The sequence below is a fragment of the Streptomyces sp. NPDC107471 genome (assembly GCF_055582845.1).
This window is the reverse complement of record NZ_JBVJPC010000001.1, coordinates 608,080-627,959: the sequence shown is the minus strand read 5'-3', so window position 1 is coordinate 627,959 and position 19,880 is coordinate 608,080. Positions and strand designations below refer to the sequence as shown.

The 19,880-nt window shown below is 71.6% G+C and carries 18 protein-coding genes; 5 read left to right on the top strand and 13 right to left on the bottom strand.

Going from position 1 to position 19,880, the window contains the following annotated elements; all coding sequences use genetic code 11:
- The first annotated feature begins 9 nt into the window (after nucleotides 1–9).
- Nucleotides 10–786, top strand: a complete 777-nt coding sequence (locus tag ACZ66S_RS02795) for an SAM-dependent methyltransferase (protein ID WP_469899138.1) — start codon at nucleotides 10–12, stop codon at nucleotides 784–786.
- Between the two features lie 114 nt (nucleotides 787–900).
- Here ACZ66S_RS02795 and ACZ66S_RS02790 read toward each other — a convergent pair whose 3' ends face one another.
- The 9 genes from ACZ66S_RS02790 to ACZ66S_RS02750 all read right to left on the bottom strand — a co-directional run bounded on the left by ACZ66S_RS02790 (nucleotide 901) and on the right by ACZ66S_RS02750 (nucleotide 9,517).
- The gene (locus tag ACZ66S_RS02790; RefSeq protein WP_469899137.1) at nucleotides 901–1,542 is read right to left on the bottom strand and encodes a superoxide dismutase; all 642 of its coding nucleotides are present in this window, start codon (nucleotides 1,540–1,542) and stop codon (nucleotides 901–903) included.
- A 42-nt stretch (nucleotides 1,543–1,584) separates the two neighbouring features.
- Entirely contained in the window at nucleotides 1,585–2,976 is a 1,392-nt protein-coding gene (locus ACZ66S_RS02785) for an amino acid permease (RefSeq protein ID WP_469899136.1), read from the bottom strand.
- Between the two features lie 112 nt (nucleotides 2,977–3,088).
- Nucleotides 3,089–3,985, bottom strand: a complete 897-nt coding sequence (locus tag ACZ66S_RS02780; protein ID WP_469899135.1) for a TauD/TfdA dioxygenase family protein — start codon at nucleotides 3,983–3,985, stop codon at nucleotides 3,089–3,091.
- Between the two features lie 14 nt (nucleotides 3,986–3,999).
- Nucleotides 4,000–5,334: an LLM class flavin-dependent oxidoreductase gene (locus ACZ66S_RS02775; RefSeq protein WP_469899133.1), complete on the bottom strand. Its 1,335-nt coding sequence runs from the start codon at nucleotides 5,332–5,334 to the stop codon at nucleotides 4,000–4,002.
- Between the two features lie 47 nt (nucleotides 5,335–5,381).
- A complete protein-coding gene (locus tag ACZ66S_RS02770) occupies nucleotides 5,382–6,089 on the bottom strand; it encodes an ABC transporter ATP-binding protein (protein ID WP_469899132.1) in 708 nt (235 codons plus the stop codon).
- Nucleotides 6,065–6,910 carry an ABC transporter permease gene (locus ACZ66S_RS02765; RefSeq protein WP_469899130.1) on the bottom strand — a complete coding sequence of 282 codons (846 nt, stop codon included), beginning with the start codon at nucleotides 6,908–6,910 and terminating at the stop codon, nucleotides 6,065–6,067. The genes ACZ66S_RS02770 and ACZ66S_RS02765 overlap by 25 nt, the downstream gene beginning before the upstream one ends.
- On the bottom strand, nucleotides 6,907–7,986 hold the full coding sequence (locus tag ACZ66S_RS02760; RefSeq protein ID WP_469899128.1) for an ABC transporter substrate-binding protein: 1,080 nt from the start codon (nucleotides 7,984–7,986) through the stop codon (nucleotides 6,907–6,909). Before ACZ66S_RS02760 ends, ACZ66S_RS02765 begins: the two co-directional genes overlap by 4 nt.
- A gap of 180 nt (nucleotides 7,987–8,166) precedes the next feature.
- Entirely contained in the window at nucleotides 8,167–9,366 is a 1,200-nt protein-coding gene (locus ACZ66S_RS02755; RefSeq protein WP_469899127.1) for an ROK family protein, read from the bottom strand.
- Nucleotides 9,367–9,430: 64 nt separating this feature from the next.
- Nucleotides 9,431–9,517 carry a putative leader peptide gene (locus tag ACZ66S_RS02750; RefSeq protein WP_353963568.1) on the bottom strand — a complete coding sequence of 29 codons (87 nt, stop codon included), beginning with the start codon at nucleotides 9,515–9,517 and terminating at the stop codon, nucleotides 9,431–9,433.
- Between the two features lie 269 nt (nucleotides 9,518–9,786).
- Between ACZ66S_RS02750 and ACZ66S_RS02745 the strand changes: the two genes are divergently transcribed.
- A complete protein-coding gene (locus ACZ66S_RS02745) occupies nucleotides 9,787–10,362 on the top strand; it encodes a biotin transporter BioY (protein WP_469899126.1) in 576 nt (191 codons plus the stop codon).
- Here ACZ66S_RS02745 and ACZ66S_RS02740 read toward each other — a convergent pair.
- Nucleotides 10,352–11,647 (bottom strand): FAD-binding oxidoreductase, encoded by a 1,296-nt coding sequence (locus ACZ66S_RS02740; RefSeq protein ID WP_469899125.1) that lies wholly within the window; start codon nucleotides 11,645–11,647, stop codon nucleotides 10,352–10,354. The genes ACZ66S_RS02745 and ACZ66S_RS02740 overlap by 11 nt on opposite strands.
- Before the next feature lie 70 nt (nucleotides 11,648–11,717).
- Nucleotides 11,718–12,443, bottom strand: coding sequence for a hypothetical protein (locus ACZ66S_RS02735; RefSeq protein ID WP_469899668.1), 726 nt, complete (start codon nucleotides 12,441–12,443; stop codon nucleotides 11,718–11,720).
- A 239-nt stretch (nucleotides 12,444–12,682) separates the two neighbouring features.
- Between ACZ66S_RS02735 and ACZ66S_RS02730 the strand changes: the two genes are divergently transcribed.
- A complete protein-coding gene (locus ACZ66S_RS02730) occupies nucleotides 12,683–15,307 on the top strand; it encodes a serine/threonine-protein kinase (RefSeq protein WP_469899666.1) in 2,625 nt (874 codons plus the stop codon).
- Between the two features lie 94 nt (nucleotides 15,308–15,401).
- Here the strand turns inward: ACZ66S_RS02730 and ACZ66S_RS02725 are convergent, their stop codons facing one another.
- Nucleotides 15,402–16,814 carry an amino acid permease gene (locus ACZ66S_RS02725; RefSeq protein ID WP_469899123.1) on the bottom strand — a complete coding sequence of 471 codons (1,413 nt, stop codon included), beginning with the start codon at nucleotides 16,812–16,814 and terminating at the stop codon, nucleotides 15,402–15,404.
- Between the two features lie 204 nt (nucleotides 16,815–17,018).
- Here ACZ66S_RS02725 and ACZ66S_RS02720 point away from each other — a divergent pair, with 204 nt between their 5' ends.
- Nucleotides 17,019–17,504, top strand: a complete 486-nt coding sequence (locus tag ACZ66S_RS02720) for a ribose-5-phosphate isomerase (protein WP_469899122.1) — start codon at nucleotides 17,019–17,021, stop codon at nucleotides 17,502–17,504.
- A gap of 256 nt (nucleotides 17,505–17,760) precedes the next feature.
- Nucleotides 17,761–18,570, top strand: a complete 810-nt coding sequence (locus ACZ66S_RS02715; RefSeq protein WP_469899121.1) for an Fpg/Nei family DNA glycosylase — start codon at nucleotides 17,761–17,763, stop codon at nucleotides 18,568–18,570.
- Nucleotides 18,571–18,580: 10 nt separating this feature from the next.
- Here the strand turns inward: ACZ66S_RS02715 and ACZ66S_RS02710 are convergent, their stop codons facing one another.
- A complete protein-coding gene (locus ACZ66S_RS02710; protein WP_469899119.1) occupies nucleotides 18,581–19,810 on the bottom strand; it encodes a GNAT family N-acetyltransferase in 1,230 nt (409 codons plus the stop codon).
- Nucleotides 19,811–19,880: the final 70 nt, after the last annotated feature.

The following is a 19,880-nucleotide window of genomic DNA, read 5'->3' as shown; positions in this document are numbered from 1 at the left end:
GATAGGCCCATGACGGAGATCGACACCTCGGTGCCGCATTCGGCCCGGATCTGGAACTACTGGCTCGGCGGCAAGGACAACTACCCCGTCGACGAGGCGGCCGGCGACGCCTACACGGCCGTCTTCCCCGGCATCGTCACGATCGCCCGCAGCAGCCGGGCGTTTCTCGGCCGCAGCATCCGCTACCTGGTCGAGGAGGCGGGCATCCGCCAGTTCCTGGACGTGGGGACCGGGCTGCCCACGGTCGACAACACCCACGAGGTCGCCCAGCGCATCGCCCCCGAATCGAAGATCGTCTACGTGGACAACGACCCGCTGGTCCTCGCCCACGCCCGCGCCCTGCTCACCTCCACCCCGGAGGGCGTGACGGCGTACGAGGACCTGACGCTCTACGAGCCGGAGAAGATCCTTCAGGCGGCCTCACGGACCCTCGACCTCACCCGCCCCACGGCCCTGATCCTCAGCGGGCTCCTCGGCCATGTCGCCGACTACGACCTGGCCCGGGACCTGGTCCGCAGGCTGCTGGCGGGTCTGCCCTCGGGCAGCTACCTGTGCGTCAACGACGGCTCGCGCGGCACCGACCCGGACTACGAGCAGGCCCAGGACGCCTACAACGAGACCGGCGCAGTGCCCTACTTCCTGCGTCCGGTGGACCGGATCGAGGCGTTCTTCGAGGGCCTGGAACTGGTGGACCCGGGCGTGGTGTCGGTCCCGCTGTGGCGCCCGGACGGCGACACGGCCCCGGCCCCCATCGGCCAGCACGGCGGCGTGGGCCGCAAGCCCTGACGCGAACCGGAGGGCCCCCGCGAGTCACGTCCTCGCGGGGGCCTTCCGTCCTTCCGCCCGCCCGCGTGAAAGGTGAGAAGACGATCACGAGGCGGGACGCTTCGGTACGGCCGCTCAGGGCGCCAGCAGCAGCACGTCCGCGCGGGACGTGGCGGCCGCGTATCGCCGGGCCACGTCCTGCCAGTCCACGACGGCCCACATGGCGTCGATGAAGTCGACCTTCTGGTTCCGGTACTGCAGGTAGAAGGCGTGCTCCCAGGCGTCGAAGACCAGGATCGGGGTCGAGCCCTGACCGACGTTGCCCTGGTGGTCGTAGACCTGCTCGACGATCAGCCGCCCGCTGAGCGGCTCGTAGGCGAGCACGCCCCAGCCGGAGCCCTGCGTGGTCGCCGCGGCCTTGCCGAGCTGCGCCTTGAAGGCGGCGAACGAACCGAACGACTCGGCGATGGCGTCCGCGAGTTCGCCCACGCCGTCGGCCTCCCGCGGCTCGCCGCCCCCGTCACCGGACATGTTCCGCCAGTAGATGGAGTGCAGGATGTGCCCCGAGAGATGGAAGGCGAGGTTCTTCTCCAGCCCGTTGACCGCTCCCCACGCCTCCTTGTCGCGTGCCTCCGCCAACTGCTCCAGGGTGTCGTTCGCGCCCTTCACATAGGCCGCGTGGTGCTTGTCGTGATGCAGTTCGATGATCTCCGGACTGATCACGGGCGCGAGCGCCGCGTAGTCGTACGGCAGGTCGGGCAGCGTGTAGACGGGCATGCGCGGGTCCCCTCCGAACCTCTTATTGCAAAGAGCTTGCAACTACACGCTAGCAACAAGAAGGCGCTTCTGTCGCGCGTACCCGGCGCCCGCCAGCGCGAGGGTCATGCCGCCGGTCCAGTACAACTGCACCCGGGTGTCCGGCTCCCTGGCCATCAGGACGAGGATCGCCGCCATGCCCGCCAGGGCGATCCAGGTCAGATACGGGAAGGCCCACATGCGCACGGCCGGCTTCCCGGGGGCCTCGCGCTCCAGCGCCCGGCGCAGCCGCAGTTGGGAGACGGCGACGAAGCCCCAGACGACCAGGACGACCGCGCCGATCATGTTGAGGAGCCAGGGGAAGACGTCGTCGGGGCGCCAGTGGCTCAGGACCACGCAGCCGAAGCCGAACGCGCTGGAGGCGAGGACCGCGACACGCGGCACCCCGCCGGAGACCCGGCCCAGGAACCCCGGCCCCATGCCCCGCTCCACCAGGGAGTACGCGATCCGGGACGAGCCGTAGACGTTGGCGTTCATCGCGGACAGCAGCGCGATCAGCACGATCACGTTCATGAGCTGTCCCGCTCCCGGGATGCCCAGTTCGTCGAGGGCGGCGACGTACGGGCCCTTCTCCACGACCGCCTCGGCGTCCCAGGGGACCAGGGTGACGATGACCGCCATCGAGCCGACGTAGAACAGCGCGATGCGCCACATCGCCGTACGGACCGCGCCCGCCACGCCCCGCACCGGGTCCTCGGACTCGGCGGCCGCGATGGTGACCGTCTCCAGACCGCCGTACGCGAAGACGGAGGCGAGCAGGCCGACGACCAGGCCCTCGCCGCCGCCCGGGAAGAAGCCTCCGTGGCCGGTGAGGTTCGCGGCGCCGGGGGCGGCCGTGCCCGGCAGCAGCCCGGCGATCGCCAGCACCCCGAGGACCAGGAACAGGACGATCGCGCCGACCTTCAGGGCCGCGAACCAGAACTCGAACTCGCCGAAGTTGCGCACCGCGGCCAGGTTCGTGCCGCAGAAGACCAGCATGAACAGGGCCACCCAGGCCCACTCGGGCGTCCCCGGCAGCCAGCCGGTCACGATCTTCGCGGCGCCGATACCCTCCAGACCCACGGCCGTGCACAGCAGGACCCAGAACGACCACCCGGCGGTGAAACCGGCCCACGGGCCGATCGCCCGCTCGGCGTGCGCGGAGAAGGAACCGGAGGAGGGGTGGGCGGCCGACATCTCGCCGAGCATCCGCATCACCAGCATCACGAGGAGGCCGGAGAGCGTGTAGGCGAGGACGATCGACGGTCCGGCGGCGGCGATCCCCGCGCCGGAGCCGACGAAGAGTCCGGCGCCGATCACCCCGCCGAGGGCGATCATCGACAGATGGCGCTGCTTGAGGCCGTGGGCCAGGGAGGCGTCGGACTCCTGTGCGGCCTTGACGGTGGTGGTGGGCATGGGCGCGGTTCGTCCAATGCGTGAGACGGCAAAAACGCCCACAGTCTGGGCGGTCCTCCCTGGTCAGAGGGGAGACCGCCCACCATGCGGACCCGTCCCGCACCCGCTGTGACTAGGCGGCTACGGCCGTGTAGTGCGAGGCGTCGCCCTCGATCGACCAGCTCTCCTTGCCCTCCACGCCCACCGGGACGTCCCCGGCGACGGTCACCCGGTGCAGCCGCCGCGGCAGACCGTCGTAGTTGTCGACGGCGTAGTGCTGGGTGATGCGGTTGTCGAAGAGGACGAGCTGGTTCTCCGACCAGCGGTGGCGCAGCAGGTTCTCCGGACGGGTCACGTACGACTGGAGGATGTCGAGCAGCTTGCGGGACTCACCGGTCGACAGCCCCACGATCCGCTGCGCGAAGCCGCCGATGAACAGCCCGCGTTCACCGGTCAGCGGGTGGACCCGGACCACCGGGTGGGCCGTGCGGTAGGTGATCGAGGTGAACTGGGCGCGCCGGGCGGCCTGTTCCTCGTCCACGGTCTCCTCCGGGACCGCGTAGTCGTAGTCGTTGGTGTGCTCGGCCCACAGCTCGTCGGCCAGGCGCCGCAGGGGCTGCGGCAGGTCCCGGTAGGCGGCCGCCGCGTTGGCGATCAGGGTCTCGCCGCCGTACGGCGGGATCGTCAGGCTGCGCAGGGTGCTGGCCTGGGGCGGGTTGAGGACGAACGTGACGTCGGTGTGCCAGTGGTTGGCTGCTCGGCCGCCCTCGCTGTCCACGGGCAGGACGTTCGGGGTGCCGTCGACGGCCGGCACGGTCGGATGGGCGGTGGTGAGCTCACCGAAGTGCCGGGCGAAGGCCTGCTGGCCCTCGTCGTCGAGGTTCACGTCACTGAAGACCAGGGCCTTGTGGACGTTGAGGGCTTCACGCAGGGCCGTGGCCGTCTTCTCGTCGAGCGGCGCGGTGAGGTCGACGCCGGACACATGGGCGCCGATGTTCGCGGTGACCTTGCGGATCTCGATGTCGGACATGAGAGGGGTCCTTCCTAGGCGTAGGCGGGTTGGACGTGCTGGTTGGCGGGACGGGGGAGGCCGTAGCGCTCCCGCAGGGTCCGGCGCGGGCCGTACTCCTCGCGGAGCAGGCCGCGGGCGCGCAGGATCGGGACGACGTGGTCGACGAAGGCGTCGAGCCCCGAGGGGAGCACCGCGGGCATGATGTTGAAGCCGTCGGCGGCGCCCTGGGTGAACCAGGTCCCGATCGCGTCGGCGACCTGTTCGGGTGTGCCGGCGAAGGTGAGATGGCCGCGTCCGCCGCCGAGCCGTCCGATCAGTTGCCGCACGGTCAGCCGGTCGCGCCGGGCCAGCTCCACGACGAGCGTGTAGCGGCTCCTGGCGCCCTCGACGGCGGACTCGGGCGGCAGGTCGGCGGGCAGAGGACCGTCCAACTCCAAAGTCCCCGAAGGCAGTTGCAGAAGCCGCTCCAGGTTGGCCACGCCGTGCCGGTGCACGATGTGGTCCTCCAGCTCCTGCTCCTTCGCGCGCGCCTCGGCCTCCGTGGCGCCGATGACGGGGACGATCCCGGGGAGCACCTTGATGTGCTCGGGGTCCCGTCCGGCCGCCGCGGTACGGGACTTGAGGTCGGCGTAGAAGGCCCGCGCGTCCTCGACGGTCTGCTGGGCGGTGAACACGGCCTCCGCGTACCGGGACGCGAACTCCTTGCCGTCCTCGCTGGAACCGGCCTGCACGAGCAGGGGGTGGCCCTGGGGCGTGCGGGGCACGTTGAGAGCGCCCTCGACACGGAAGTACGTCCCCCGGTGGCGGGGCGGGTGGATCTTCGCGTCGTCGCCCCAGACGCCGGCCGCCTTGTCGCCGAGGACCGCGTCGTCCTCCCAACTGTCCCAGAGCTTCAGGGACACGTCGACGAACTCGGCGGCCCTCGCGTACCGCTCGGCGTGCGCGGGCTCGGCGTCCAGACCGAAGTTGCGGGCCGCCTCCGCGCCGGCCGTGGTCACGATGTTCCAGCCCGCCCGGCCGCCGCTGATGATGTCCAGCGAGGCGAACTTCCGGGCCAGGTTGTAGGGCGAGTTGTAGGACGTGGACGCGGTCGCGATCAGCCCGATGTGCTCGGTGGCCGTGGCCAGCGCGGTCAGCAGCGTGAGCGGCTCCAGCGCACCGGCGGGCCGCTGGGCGAGGCTGCTCCACAGTTGCGGCCCGTCTGCCAGGAACAGCGAGTCGAAGGTCCCGCGCTCGGCGATCCGGGCAAGGTGCACGTAGTGGTCGAGCGAGACATGCGCGAAGGGGTCGCTCTCGGGGAGCCGCCAGGAGGCTTCGTGGTGACCGGTGTTCATGAGGAAGGCGTTGAGGTGGAGGTGGCGGGGCATGGCAGGTCCTTTGCTGTGAACCGGAGGGATTGCTCGGAAGCCGCTCGTCAGTCGCCGGCGCCGACGGTCACGCCCAGCGCCGCCAGCAACCGCACCCGGTACTCCTCCCGGGGCCGCTCACGGTCGATGACCTCGTCCAGCCCGATCCGGCCGTCCTCCAGCACCAGCACCCGGTCGGCCAGGGCGATCGCCTCGTCCACGTCGTGCGTCACGAGCAGCACCGACGGCCGGTGGCGCTTCCACAGCTCCCGCAGCAGCGCGTGCATCCGGATGCGCGTCAGGGCGTCGAGGGCCCCGAACGGCTCGTCGGCCAGCAGGAGTTCGGGTTCGCGGACCAGTGAGCGGGCGAGCGCGGCACGCTGGGCCTCACCGCCGGACAGCTCGCTCGGCCAGGCCCGTTCGCGGCCCTTCAGTCCGACCTCGGCGAGCGCCTTCCGACCCCTGTCCTGCCCGTCCGTCCCCAGCAGGACGTTGTCCAGCACCCGCCGCCAGGGCAGCAGCCGTGAGTCCTGGAAGACCACGGACACCCTCTCCGGCGCCGTGAGCTGCCCGCTGCCCGCCACCTCGTGGTCCAGCCCCGCCACCGCCCGCAGCAGCGTGCTCTTGCCGGAGCCGCTGTGCCCGAGCAGGGCGACGAACTGTCCGGGCGGGATGTCGAGGTCGACGCCGTCGAGGACGGTCCGCCCGTCGAACGACCGGGTCAGGCCCCGCAGTCGTACGGCCGGCCGGGTCAGATGCTCAGTGTGCGGCGCCATGACAGCACCCTCCGTTCGATGAGACGGACCGCGCTGTCGGAGGCCAGGCCGAAGACGCCGTAGATGACGAGACCGACGAGGATCACATCGCTCTGGCCGTAGTTCTGGGCCTGGAACATCAGGTAGCCGAGTCCGCTGGTGGCGTTGATCTGCTCCAGGACGACCAGGCCCAGCCAGGAGCCGGTGACGCCGAGCCGGAGTCCCACGAAGAACCCGGGCAGCGCCCCCGGGACGACGACCTGCCGTACGAAGGCGAACCTCGACAGCCCCTGGACCTCGGCGAGTTCGACATAGCGGTGGTCGATTCCGGCCAGCGCGGCATGGGTGTTCAGATAGATCGGGATGTAGACGACGATCGCGATGATGGCGACCTTGAAGGACTCGCCGATGCCCAGCCAGAGGATGAACAGCGGGATCAGACCGAGGGTGGGGATCGCCCGGTTGAGGTTCACCGTCCCGTCGATCAGTGCCTCGCCGACCCGGCTGAGCCCGGCGGCCAGGGCCAGCAGGACACCGGCGGCCAGTCCGATCGCGAAACCGGACGCGGCCCGCTGGAGCGAGGTCAGGATGTCGGTGGGCAGGGTCCCGGCGCTCCACAGGTGGACGCCGGTGCGCACCACCGTCCAGGGCGCGGGGACCGCGGCCGCGTCGAGCCGTCCCGCCGCGGAGGCGGCCGCCCACAGGGCGATGAGCAGGAGCGGGCCGACGAGCCGGGCGGCGGGCAGCCGCCGGCCGGGGGAGAGCCGCCGGCGCCTGCGGACCTGAGCCGTGTCCGGGGCGACCGCGGCGGTGGCGGTCACGGTGGTGGTCACGGCGCTCACCTCCGGTACTCCGCGCTCACGGACTGCGCGGCGATGCCCTCGAAGCGGTGGTCGAACAGCTCACCGACGTCGAACTTCTTCACGAAGCCGCCCTCCGCCAGCAGATCCGCCGTCTCCTGCTCCCACTTGATCGCCTCGTCCCAACCGGGCGGGAACAGCGGCTTGTTGGCCAGCGCGGTCACCGCCTTCGCCTGGGCGGGGGTCAGGTTCTGCGTCTTCACGTAGAACTCCTCGTTCCAGATGTCGGGGTTCTCGTACGTCCACACCTGGCCCCTGGCCCAGTACGGGATGTACGCGGCGACCGCGGCCGCCTTCGCGGGGTCGCCCAGCACCGAGGTCGGCGCCCACAGCAGGCTGAGCAGGTCGACCACGTCGGTGGTGAGGGCGTGCGCCCCCTTCGCCCGGTACTGCTGGAGGTAGGCGGGTGCCTGGCTGTTGGCGAGCGGCGCCACGTCCACCTGACCGGACTGCAGGGCGGTGAAGAACTGGTTGCTGGTCAGCGGGACCAGTCGTACCTCGTCGTAGGCGAGCCCGGCCTTCTTCAACGCCCGCAGCAGGACCACGCCCTGGGCCTGCCCCTGGGAGAACGCGAGCTTCTTTCCCCTGAAGTCCTCGACCGTGCGGATGTCACTGCCGGGCTTGGTGGCGAACAGGTAGTTCGGCTTGCGGGTGATGTTGATCGCGACGATTTTCGCGTCGTAACCCTGGAAATGCGCCTGGATCGGCGGGATTCCCGCGTTGTTGGCGACGTCCAGGGAGCCGGCCCGGAAGGCGTTGATGACATCGGGGCCGGCGCTGATATTGGGCCAGCTCGTCACCTTGAACGGTGGATCGCCCAGCTTTCCGAGTTTCAGTTGCAGTTGCTGGGTGCCGGAGTACGAGGCGATTTTCAGGCTCGTGCCGGCCGGGACCTCGGCGGCGAGCGGGGCGGTCAGGGCGTCCTTGCCGGCGGCGGCACTGCTGCCGGCGCAACCGCTGAGGCCGGCGACACCGGCCGCGGTGCCGAGGAGCGAGGAGAGGAACAGCCGCCGGTCGATGCCGGACGAGCCGATGCCGGACGTGCGGGAAGAGCGCATGGGAAGGCTCCCTGAATCAGTGCAGGAGAAAGTCACGAAGAAATGCGTTCAGGCCGGGGAAATGAGCGCGTCACGCGGGGCAACGTGTCAGCAACAAAGGGCGCGACAGTACAGGTGCGGGCTCATGGAAAGGATGTTCTCGGTTCTTCGGAAGCCCTGTCAACATTCGGAGTTGCTGAATTAAATAGCCTCAGGTGAAGCGGCCAGCGGATCTCGGTAGAGCACGTCGAGCGCCACCGAACCGCCGGCCACGGCGAGGACGGAATCCGGGAAGCTCGACGGAACGACGGAAGCCGCGCGGTCGTCGCCCACGCCCTCGCGCAGGGCGGCCAGGCAGTCCTCCCGGTGCAGGACGCCGACCTCGGTCACCACGACCGTCTCCGGGTTCAGCACATCGAGGAGCAGCCGCGCCACCCGCCCCACGGCACCCGCCCGCTCCGCCAGCAGCCGGGCCGCCGCCGGGTCGCCCGCGGCCGCCGCCGCGACCACGTGCATCGGGTTCACGCCCTCGACGATGCCCGCCCGCCGGGCCCGCCGGCACAACGTCCGCTCGCTCAGCTCGGCCTGGAGGCATCCGGTCCGCCCGCAGTCGCAGGGCTCGGTGCCGCCCGGTACCGGGAGATGGGCGATCGCGCCCGCCTGGGAGCGCGGCCCGTGATGCACCTCGTCGTTGGTGGCGAACGCCGCGTCCACCACGTTGCCGACGAACAGATGCAGCACGCTCCGGCTGCCGCGGGCCCGCCCGAACAGCCGCTCGGCGTTGACCAACGCCCGGGCGTGCCCGTCCACATGGACCGGCAGGCCGGTGCGGATGCCGAGCAGCTCCCGCACCGGCACCTCGTGCCAGTCCAGCAGGGGGTGCTCGACCACGGTCCCGGAGTCCCGGTCCACCCAGCCGCCGGCCGCGAAGCCGACGCCCAGGCAACGCAGTCGCGGGAACCGGGTGAGGAGCGCACCGAGCGCCTCGGCGGCCCGTGCCAGGACCGCGTCGGCGCCCTCGACCCCGTCGTGCCGCAGCTCCCGCACGGCCACCACCCGCCCGCGCAGATCGAGCAGCGCCACGGTCGTGTAGGGGACGGCCACATGGACCCCGCCCACGATGAACCGTGACGCGTCGAGGTCCACGGGCACATGGGGGCGGCCCACACCCTGGGAGCGCCGGGGCGTCTCCGACTCACGGATCAGACCGAGTTCGGTGAAGCGCGAGCAGTAGTCCGTCACGGACGCCGGGGACAGTCCGGTCAGCCGGGCGATGGTGCTGCGCGCCACCGGCCCGTGCTCCAGCACGGACCGCAGGACGACGCTGGCGCTGGTCCGGCGCCGGGACGTGAGAGGGGAGGGGGAAGGGGAAGCGACAGGGAGTGCCACGGAAGGGGGCATGGAGGACCGTCCTCGGGAACGGGGGCCGACACGTCTCGGAGGTCGAGGCGCGCCGGAGCCCGCCTCACACCGGACGGCGACAGACAGCCGTGCCCACGCGTCGCAGGTCGACATGGCGACGCGAGGAGAAGTACCGGGACTGGGCGACCATGTCTGGAAGGGTAGGTCAGGAAAGGTGAATCCGACCAGACCACTAGGGTTCATTGGTGATTCCCCACAGCGAGGGCCCTCCCGCCCGCTGTACTCCGCCTCACCTCACCTCAGTGACAGGCATCACGCCGAACCCGGTGTAAGCCCCACTCTTTGTCCGGAGTCCACCAAGCCGCTGTTCGAGGCTTTGTCGACCGTTGACGGTGGTCGGCCCGAGGACGCCGGGATAGCGTCACCGTGTCCCCTGTCGATCACACCCGCGGAGTCCCCATGAGCACCGCCGTCGCCCCCGCCCGCACCGGCCAGGTCCTCGCCGACCTGATCCCCGCCTCCCGCGTCCGGGACGTCGCGCTCGTGGTCGGCGGTGCCGCGCTCACCGGGCTCGCCGCGCAGCTCTCCGTGCCCGTGCCGGGCTCCCCGGTGCCGGTGACCGGCCAGACCTTCGCCGCGCTGCTCGTCGGCACCACCCTCGGTGCCCGCCGCGGGGTCGCGTCCCTCGCGCTGTACGCGCTGGCGGGCCTCGCCGGACTCCCGTGGTTCGCCCAGGGCACCTCCGGGTTCTCCGTCTCCTTCGGCTACATCCTCGGCATGATCCTCGCCTCGGCAGCCGTCGGCGCCCTGGCCCGCCGCGGCGCCGACCGGAACGTGTGGCGGACGGCCGGTGCCATGCTCGTCGGCGAGGCGATCATCTACGCGATCGGTGTCCCGTACCTCGCCTACGCCGCCGACATGTCGCTGTCCGCCGCCGTCGCGGCCGGCCTGACCCCCTTCCTCCTCGGCGACGCCCTCAAGGCGATCCTCGCGATGGGCGTCCTGCCCGCCGCCTGGAAGCTCGTCAGGCGCTGACACCGCCGCGGAAGAGGCTCGCCGGGTCGTGACGCGACTCCAGCCCGGCGAGCCTCTTCCGTGTCCCGGCGTCGTACAGCCCCTCGGTGCGGTCCCCGGCCCCGAAGGCGAAGTTGACGCTGCGGCCGAGGGTGACGGGCGCGAGCAGCCCGAAGGCCGGGTCCAGCAGCGCCCGCGCCCGCTGCCGCTCCCCACCGGTCAACAGCCGTACCAGGAAACGCCCTTCGCGGTACGGCACCGAGTTCGGCGCCGGCCGCGCCAGCGCCCCGCCCAGATGGTTGATCTGTACGACGACCATGGCGCCGGCCCCCGGACCGGTCCGTCCGAGCAGCTCACCCACCCGCTCCACGTCCAGTCGGCTCAGCACCGCGCTGTCCCCGTAGTAGCTGTGCGGGGCGTCGGGATCGCTGTGGATGGTGCGGCTGTCGGCGTACGGCATCTCGCGCAGGGAGTCCGCGAGCACCGGCCCGATCTCCCGCAGCGGGGCGGTGCGCCGGCCCCCGTCGGCCCCGGTGTACGCGACCCGGACCGAGAGGACGTACCGCCCGCGCAGGTGCGCCGGCAGCGCCGGGACGTCCGGATACGCAACGGCCGCGAAGGACGAGGTCAGCGTGGACGGGACGGTCCTGGTCCACTCCTCGTACGCCCGCAGCGCGGCCACCGGGTCGACCGCGCGGCCGTCGAAGGCGAGCGAACCGCCGTACAGCGTCCGCACCGGGACGAGCCCGATCTCCAGCTCGGTGACGACACCCAGGCGCCGGCCGCCGCCGAGGAGGCCCCAGTACAGCTCGGACCCCTCGGTGACGTGCCGCTGTTCGCCGTCCCCGGTGACGACGTCGAGGGAGCGGACGTGGTCGGCGGCGTAGCCGAACTCCCGCGCCAGGATGCCGAGTCCGCCGCCCAGCGTGTACGACACGGCACCGACGCCCGGAGCGGAACCGTTGAGCGGCGCGAGGCCGTACGGCGCGGCCGCCTCGACCACCTGACCCCAGCGGACGCCCGCCTGGAGCCGGGCGGTACGGGCGCCGGGATCGACGGTCACCCGGTCCATGTGCCGGGTGCCGATGAGCATGCCGCCCCGCACCGCGCCGGGCAGCCCGTGCCCGGTGGCCAGCACGCTCACCGGCAGGCGTGCCGCAGCCGCGTGGCGCACGGCGGCGACCACGTCGGCGGGCGAGCGGGCCGGGACCACGAGGTCGGGTCGCAGCGCGAACCCGGTCTGGAAACTGGTGACTTCGTCGCCGGTGGCGGAGTCCGAGGCGGTCAGGATGTCCGTGGTGTTCATGCCGGACATGCTGGAGGCATAACCTGACAGTTTCCGTCAGGTTATGCCTCCCGCCGTGCCCCGTGGTGGATCAGACCGTGCGCTGCGGCCGGCGCTGCGACCACCACAGCCCGGCCGCGCCCGCCGACATCAGCGCCGCGCCCGCGGCCCCGAGGGGCAGCAGGTCACGTGCCGGGCCGGTCTTCGGCAGCTCGCGCGGGGTGTCCCCGCCCGGCGCCACCGGCTTGTTGTCGGTGCCCAGCAGCAGCGGGGTGGCCGGGGCGTTCGGCGACGGGTTCGTCGTGCCGAACGGAACCGGGCCCTGCTGCCAGAACGTCTTCTTTCCGTCGCCGGTCTGGACCGGCAGACAGATCTTTCCGGTCTTCTTGAGATCGAATGTCGCGGCTACGGCGTACGACTTCGACTTGCCGGCCGCGAGATTGTCGATCGGGCACGCGAATCCGCTGTTCGAGCCCTCCGGCAGATCCTTTTCTTCGATCGGAGAGCAGCCTTGAACGTTTTTGACCGTCATGCCGTCGAAACCGACGACCAACAGCCTGATCTTTCCGCTGTCCTTGCTCCCGTCGTTCTTCACGGTGGCCGTGAGATCGGTCTTCTGCGAGCTGTTGTCGACGGAGATCGTCCCGGGCAGTGTCGTCGTCAACTCCACCCCGGCCGGCGCCTTGTCGACGGCCTTTCCCCCCTTGCTGCTTGCCGGTCCCTCGTCCGCGCTCGCGGTGAAGGAAAAGATCATCACCGTCGAGAAGGATGCCGTGACCAGCGATCCGGCAATGGTCGTCATTCGACGAGAACTCATGTTCGCCCCCCTTGGCTGCGCCTGAATTCGCAGTACTTGAAGAGGTACCACAAGATTTCTCCGCACTATGCTGGTACGGCTCGAAGTGTGACCATTGTGTTCCACTCGGGGCGTCGTTGAGGGGGTGCAGCGGATTGCCGGGGAATACGGGAGAGACGGGAAATGCGAGGCGCGGCGGAGTTTCAGGGCTTCTGGTGACAGGACGCTATCGCCTGGTCGAAAGCATCGGCCAGGGGGGAATGGGGCGGGTGTGGCGGGCCGCCGACGAGATGCTGGACCGGCAGGTCGCGGTCAAGGAGATGCGGATCGACGGCCTCGACGCGGAGGACGCCCGCACCCGCCGTGAACGGACCCTGCGCGAGGCCAGGGCCACCGCCCGGATCGACCACCCCAACGTCGTACGGGTCTACGACGTCGTGGACGAGGGTGAACGCCTGTGGATCGTCATGGAGTTGGTCAAGGGCCGCTCCCTGGAACGGATGACGGTGGAGGACGGTCCGCTGGACCCGCGCGAGACCGCGCTGCTCGGCCTGGGGCTGGTGCAGGCCCTGCGTCAGGTCCACGCGCGGGGCGTCCTGCACCGGGACATCAAGCCGGGGAACGTCCTGGTCGAGTCCGCCGACCGCACCGGCCACCGGATCGTGCTGACGGACTTCGGCATCGCCGCGATGCAGGACGCCGAGGCGCTCACCATGGTCGGCATGCTCGTCGGCTCGCCCGACTACATGGCCCCCGAGCGGATCTCCGGGCGCCCGCAGGGGCCGCCCTCGGACATCTGGTCCCTCGGGGCGACGTTGAGCGCGGCCCTCGGCGGCCGCTCCCCGTTCTCCCGCGACACCACGCTGGCCACCCTGCACGCCGTCCTCTACGAGGAGCCGGAACTCCCCGCGGCGGCGGGCCCGTTGACCGACATCCTGACGGCCCTGCTGGAGAAGGACCCCTCGATACGCCCGGGCCTCGACGAGGTGGAGGCGGCCCTGCGCCTGGTCGCGCTCCCCGCGGCCACGCCGACGCTGCGGATGGAGGCGGGGGAGCCGGAGCCGAGTGACCCCCCAGGGGACGCGCGCCGTTCCGCCGCCTCCGCGACCGCGGGAGCCTCAGGGACACCGGGTGACGCGGACGCCTCCGAGGAGACCGGGACGTCGGGCGGCCCGGGAACACCGGAGACACCCGACGCACCGGACACGTCGGATGCCGGACCGGGGCTCTCGGAGACCCCGCCCGTGCCGTGGGCGCGACGGGAGTCGGCCACACCGGCCTACCTGGAACCCCGGGTCGTGCGGGCGGTACGGGATCCGAGGGTGCCGGACCTCTCGGACGGGGCCGTCGCCGAGAGCGCGGAGACGGAGACGGGGGCGGAGGGCGCCCGGTCCTCGGCGGAGGGCGCCCGGTCCTCGGTGGAGGGCGCCGAGGCGGTCGTACGACAGCCCGCGGCTGACGGTGTGGTCGGAGAGCCGTCGGATGCCGTACCACCGCCCGCAGGGGCTCGGGTCGACGCCGAGGCCGAGGAGCCGTCGGACGCCGTGCCGGTGCATGGTGGGTCGACGGCCGTGGGGGGAGCCGGGGACCAGGGCCCGGACGGTACCGAGGACGAGGACGGTGTCGAGGACGTGGGTGTGCGGCCCGGACCCCGCTCACCCGTCGCAGGAACTCCGACGCCCGCCGAGACGGGAAGGCCCGCCGAACCCCGTTCACCCGCAGGGACCGGCACATCCCCCGCCCCCCTGACGGCCTCGGCCGATCATGCCGCCAGTGCCTCCACCGAGGCCGTCTCCGAGGAGCGTTCGGAGGTGCGGTCGGAGGCGCCGTCGGGGAACTCCGTGGGAGCCGCGCTGCGGGCCGGGGCCACCACGACCAGCACGCCCCTCGCGAGCGCCCCCACCCAGGACTCCCTCGAGGCCGGCGCCCCCACCGAGCACTACCCGATGCCGGACGCGCCGACGCGGGACAACGCCCCGCACGCCGCCTCCGCCCCCACCCGGGTCGGCCCGGTACCGGCGACCCGGCGGCGGCCACAGCACCCCGGCGTCTCCCTGGTCCGCGGCGAACAGGCCGGACCCGGTCAGCGGTCCGAGGCCACCGTCGGCCCCGGCTCCGGCAGTGCCACCGGAGAGCCCGCCGCGGACCCCCGCGCCGGTTCCGCCCCGCTCCTCGGGCCCCACCCTCACCGCATGCCCCCGGGCGAACTCCCGGGCCCCGCCCGGCCCGCCGCCCCGCACCGCGGCCGGCGCCGGACCGCCCTGCTCGCCGCGGGGAGCGTGGTCGCCGCCGCTGCCGTCGTGGTCGCGGTCATCCTCGCCACCGCGTCGGACCCGCCCGGCGACGACAAGGCGGGCGGCTCCCCGTCCGCCTCCGCGTCGGTCTCCGTCTCGGAGCCCGGTGCCTCCACCCCCGGCGGCACCCCGTCCTCCACGGTCGAGGGCACCTCCCGCCCCCGTTCGCTCCCGCCGGGCGCGCACGAGGAGGCCGGCGGATTCGCGTGGACCACCCCCACCGGCTGGCGGCGGGACGTGAAGACGGGGGCCGAGGTCCACTACACCTCGCCGGACGGGAAGCAGGAGCTCGCGGCCAAGTCCTCGCTCGCCCGGGGCGACCTGATGGAGACCTGGAGGACCTCCGAGCAGAACGCCCACCAGGGGCAGGACTACCGCAAGATCCGCCTGGAGGAGACGACGTTCCGCGAACACCCCGCGGTCGTCTGGGAGTACACCTTCACCCTCGGCGGCGTCCCGTGGCACGCCCGGCTGCTCGGCTTCAACGTCGGCGACAAGTCGTACCAGATCAACACCTGGTACCAGCCGGACAACGAGGCGCAGGCGCTGGAGACGTACGAAGAGGTGATGGAGAGCTTCACCGTGCTGTGAGCCGTACCGTCCGGTGCACACGGAAAGGGGCCCCGCGGCACACGCCACGGGGCCCCGCCCAACGGTCCGTTCAACGGTCCGCCCAGCGATCCGTTCAGCCGACGGAGACCTTGTCGGTCACCTCGCCCGCGGGGGCGGCACCCGCCCGGCCGCGTCCGATCCTCTCCTTCACCACGGCGATGGCCAGCACCACCGCGGCGACGAGCAGCGACAGCAGCACGGTCTCCCGGCCGTCGTGCTCGGTGTCGGTCAGCATGTACCCGAGGACGAACACGATCAGCGCGGCCGTCGCCCAGGTCAGGTACGGGTACAGCCACATCCGCACGACCAGCTTCTCCGGCGCCTCGGCCTGGATGATCTTCCGCATCCGCAACTGCGAGAAGCAGATGACCAGCCACACGAACAGGGCCACCGCACCGGAGGAGTTGACGAGGAAGAGGAAGATCTTGTCGGGGGAGAGGTAGTTGAAGAACACGGCGACGAAGCCGAACACCACCGAGGCGAGGATCGCGGCCATCGGCACACCCCGGCCGTTGACCCGCGCGAACGCCTTCGGCGCGTCTCCCCGCTCGCCGAGCGAGAACGCCATCCGGGACGCCGTGTAGAGGCCGGAGTTCAGGCAGGACAGCACCGAGGTCAGCACGATGAAGTTCATGATCTGGCCGGCGTGCGCGATCCCGAGGGAGTCGAGCGCGGCGACGTAGGAGCCGTCGTCCTGGATGGACTTGGAGTCCCACGGCAGCAGGGCGACCACGACGAAGATCGAGCCCAGGTAGAAGACCGCGATCCGCCAGATGATGCTGTTGGTCGACTTGGTCACGGCCCGCTGCGGGTCCTCCGACTCACCGGCCGCGAGCGTCGCGATCTCGCTGCCCATGAAGGAGAAGACGACGAGCAGCACACCGGTGAGGATGGCGCCCGGCCCGTGGGGCAGGAAACCGCCGTGGTCGGTGAGGTTGGAGAAGCTCGCCTGGTCGGCGTCGACGCCCGGCAGGACGCCGAACACCGCGAGCAGACCGATGACGATGAACGCGCCGATGGCCACGACCTTGATCCCGGCGAACCAGAACTCGAACTCGCCGTAGGACCCCACGGAGACCAGGTTGGTGGCGGTCAGCACCACCATCACGATGAGCGCCCACCCCCACTGCGGTACGGCGGGTATCCACCCTTCGAGGATCTTGGCGCCTGCGGTCGCCTCGACGGCGAGGACGACGACCCAGAAGAACCAGTACAGCCATCCGATGGAGAAACCGGCCCAGCGTCCGAGGGCCCGGTCGGCGTGCGCCGAGAAGGAGCCGGAGTTCGGATTCGCGGCGGACATCTCACCGAGCATCCGCATCACGAGGACGACCAGCGTGCCGACGAGGGCGTACGACAGCAGGATGCCGGGTCCGGCGGTGGCGATACCGGAGCTGGAGCCCACGAAAAGGCCCGCTCCGATGACACCGCCGATGGCGATCATCGAGAGGTGGCGGTTCTTGAGTCCGGCCTGGAGACCAGTCATACGGGGAATTCCTTCGTGCCGGGTGTGGGGATTCCGTACGAGCGGTGTACGGGTCGGTCCAGTGAATCGGAGGCAAAGAAATTCGTGAACCTTTGAATCCAGATCGTTACTTGAGGTTTCCTTGAGGTTCCAATGCGGGACTCATGATTTCCCTGGCCGACACCCGGGGCTGCTGCCCTGAAACAGCCGTGTCACACTCATCCCATGCGCGTGTATCTCGGCTCCGACCATGCGGGCTTCGAACTCAAGAACCACCTCGTCGACTGGCTCAAGGCGGCCGGCCACGAGGCGGTCGACTGCGGCCCCCACATCTACGACGCCCAGGACGACTACCCGCCGTTCTGCCTCCGCGCCGCCGAGCGCACCGCCGCCGACGCCGACTCCCTCGGCATCGTGATCGGCGGCTCCGGCAACGGCGAGCAGATCGCGGCGAACAAGGTCAAGGGCGTCCGCGCGGCTCTCGCCTGGAGCGAGGAGACCGCGGCGCTGGGCCGCCAGCACAACAACGCCAACGTCGTCGCGGTGGGCGCCCGCATGCACTCCACCGAGGAGGCGACGAAGTTCGTCGAGACCTTCCTCGCCACCCCGTTCTCCGGCGACGAGCGCCACCAGCGCCGCATCGACATGCTGTCCGCGTACGAGACGACGGGCGACCTGCCGGAGATCCCGGCGCACCACCCGCAGCAGTAGCCTCCGGCGGCGGGGCGGCGGGGTTCGCCGTCGGGTGCAGGTCCGGTGAGGGCTGGTCGCGCAGTTCCCCGCGCCCCTGGGGTGGGTCACCTGCGCGCAATTCAGCCCCTCCGGCGTTTGAGGAGCGGGGGTCCGGGGGCGGAGCCCCTGGGGGCGGGGTCGAAGGGGCGGCAGCCCCTGGAGGATGGGACGGGTAGGGGCGGCGGGGGCGAGAAGGACCCGGCGCTCACCCCCGACACGCACAGGAGGAGCCACCGTGCCCGAGGGCCACACGATCCACCGCCTGGCCCAGGACTACGGCGCCGCCTTCCGAGGCACCACCCCCCACGTCACCAGCCCCCAGGGCAAGTTCTCCGACGCCGCCGCCCTCCTCACCGGCTCCGAACTCACCACCACCGAGGCCCACGGCAAGCACCTCTTCCTCGGCTTCCGGGACACCGACTGGGTCCACATCCACCTCGGTCTCTTCGGCAAGGTCACCTTCGGCCCGGCCCCCGCACCCCCGCCCACCGACACGGTCCGCCTCCGTCTCGCGAACAGCACGGCGTACGTCGACCTGCGCGGCCCGACGACCTGCGCCCTGATCACCCCCACCGAGAAGCAGTCGATACACGACCGCCTCGGCCCGGACCCCCTCCGCGAGGACGCCGACCCGCAGGCCGCGTACCGGCGGATCTCCCGCAGCCGTACGACGATCGCCGCCCTGCTGATGGACCAGAAGGTCATCGCGGGCGTGGGCAACGTCTACCGGGCCGAGGTCCTCTTCCGGCACCGCCTCGACCCGTACCGCGCGGGCCGGGACATCACCCCCGCCGAGTGGGACGCGATCTGGAACGACCTCGTCGGGCTGATGCGCGAGGGCGTGCGGAACAACCGCATCGACACCGTCCGCCCGGAGCACACCCCGGAGGCCATGGGCCGCCCGCCCCGCGTCGACGACCACGGCGGCGAGGTCTACGTGTACCGCAGGGCGAACCTGCCCTGTCACATCTGTGGCGGCGAGATCCGCACCGCCGATCTCGCCGCCCGCAACCTCTTCTGGTGTCCGGCCTGCCAGAGCCGGTGAGAACAGGCCCCTAGAAGCCGTGCGGCAGCCAGGGCGCCACCGCCGACCCGAAGGCCACCGCCGCCTCCGCCAGCGCCCCCTGCCGCACCTCCCGCACCAGCCCGGCCCCCGCCTGCCCGGCGAGGCTCACCCCGCCGAGATAGGCCGCGCCCAACTCCCGTACGGACAGGGCGAGGTCGGCCGGATCCGTCGTACGCTCGCAGGAGGCGCCCTTGGTGTCCCCGCTGAGCCGCCAACGCCCGCTGTTCCAGGGGCAGAAGGCGTCCTCGACGTCCAGCACCACGTCCACCGGCGTCTGATAGGTCCGTGCCTCCAGGGCGGCCCCGACGTCCACCAGCCGTACGTGCAGCGAGTCCCGCACCAGCAGGGAGCAGCGCCGTACGTCCGAGACGAGGTACTGCCAGGCCTCGTCGACCGGCCGCCGCCGGGCGTCGATGTGCGAGGTGAGGTCGAGGTCGAACAGGAACCGCCACAGCGCGCCGTGGGCGGCCGGATCCAGCGCCTCCAGGTCGGAGAGCACCACCGTGCCCCTGGCCCCGGCCGGCTCCCAGTCCGCCTTGACCCGGTACCGCACGAAGCCCACGACCTCGCCGTCCCGCTCCGCGACCACGCACTGCAGCGGAGAGGCACCGCCCCGGTCGCCCTCCGGGTCCAGCAGCCCCACCCGCTCCCAGCCCGGGATCCGGGCGACCATCCCGGGCCGCCGGGGCACGAGCCGGGCGTACACCGCCTCGCACGCGTCGAGCACGTCGGCGGGCGCCGCGTACCGCAGCCGTACGTCGTCGGTGCCGGGCGGCAGGGACAGCCGTACCCGGCTCGTGTCGATGTCGGCGTTGAGGTGGTAGGTGCCGACGCCGTACCCGAACCGGCCGTAGATCGCCGGCTCGGAGGCGGTGAGCACGGCCAGCGGCTCGCCCCAGGAGCGCACGTCGTCCAGTTGCCGGCGCATCATCGAGGTCAGCATCCCGCGCCGCCGGTGCGTGCCGGCCACGCCGACCATGGTGACGCCGGCCGCGGGCACGGCGGCCCCGCCGGGCACGGTCAGCCGGAAGCTGAACGCCCCGGCCGTGCCCACGCACCGCCCGTCGTCCCACACGCCGATGGAACGGTCGTGCTCGGTGAGCTCACGCCACAGCTCCCGCTCCTCGGCCGACTCCGGAACCCCGCCGAAGGCGCGGATCAGGCTGCCGTACCACTCGTCCCAGTCGTCCTGCCGAAGCACCCGCAAGTCAGTCCCCATGAACCATGCCTACCAGGGCACCGCGGCCCGGGCGAGGGAATTACGCCGGGGCCGCCGTGAGCCGGCGCGG

Bases quoted from the DNA above. Each gene is read 5' to 3' on its own strand.
- ACZ66S_RS02730 (WP_469899666.1), top strand. From the start codon at position 12,683: ATGGGGCGGGTGTGGCGGGCCGCCGACGAGATGCTGGACCGGCAGGTC.
- ACZ66S_RS02755 (WP_469899127.1), bottom strand. From the start codon at position 9,366: ATGCCCCCTTCCGTGGCACTCCCTGTCGCTTCCCCTTCCCCCTCCCCT.
- ACZ66S_RS02785 (WP_469899136.1), bottom strand. From the start codon at position 2,976: ATGCCCACCACCACCGTCAAGGCCGCACAGGAGTCCGACGCCTCCCTG.
- ACZ66S_RS02745 (WP_469899126.1), top strand. From the start codon at position 9,787: ATGAGCACCGCCGTCGCCCCCGCCCGCACCGGCCAGGTCCTCGCCGAC.
- ACZ66S_RS02795 (WP_469899138.1), top strand. From the start codon at position 10: ATGACGGAGATCGACACCTCGGTGCCGCATTCGGCCCGGATCTGGAAC.
- ACZ66S_RS02740 (WP_469899125.1), bottom strand. From the start codon at position 11,647: ATGAACACCACGGACATCCTGACCGCCTCGGACTCCGCCACCGGCGAC.
- ACZ66S_RS02735 (WP_469899668.1), bottom strand. From the start codon at position 12,443: ATGAGTTCTCGTCGAATGACGACCATTGCCGGATCGCTGGTCACGGCA.
- ACZ66S_RS02725 (WP_469899123.1), bottom strand. From the start codon at position 16,814: ATGACTGGTCTCCAGGCCGGACTCAAGAACCGCCACCTCTCGATGATC.
- ACZ66S_RS02720 (WP_469899122.1), top strand. From the start codon at position 17,019: ATGCGCGTGTATCTCGGCTCCGACCATGCGGGCTTCGAACTCAAGAAC.
- ACZ66S_RS02710 (WP_469899119.1), bottom strand. From the start codon at position 19,810: ATGGGGACTGACTTGCGGGTGCTTCGGCAGGACGACTGGGACGAGTGG.
- ACZ66S_RS02775 (WP_469899133.1), bottom strand. From the start codon at position 5,334: ATGCCCCGCCACCTCCACCTCAACGCCTTCCTCATGAACACCGGTCAC.
- ACZ66S_RS02760 (WP_469899128.1), bottom strand. From the start codon at position 7,986: ATGCGCTCTTCCCGCACGTCCGGCATCGGCTCGTCCGGCATCGACCGG.
- ACZ66S_RS02790 (WP_469899137.1), bottom strand. From the start codon at position 1,542: ATGCCCGTCTACACGCTGCCCGACCTGCCGTACGACTACGCGGCGCTC.
- ACZ66S_RS02780 (WP_469899135.1), bottom strand. From the start codon at position 3,985: ATGTCCGACATCGAGATCCGCAAGGTCACCGCGAACATCGGCGCCCAT.
- ACZ66S_RS02750 (WP_353963568.1), bottom strand. From the start codon at position 9,517: ATGGTCGCCCAGTCCCGGTACTTCTCCTCGCGTCGCCATGTCGACCTG.
- ACZ66S_RS02770 (WP_469899132.1), bottom strand. From the start codon at position 6,089: ATGGCGCCGCACACTGAGCATCTGACCCGGCCGGCCGTACGACTGCGG.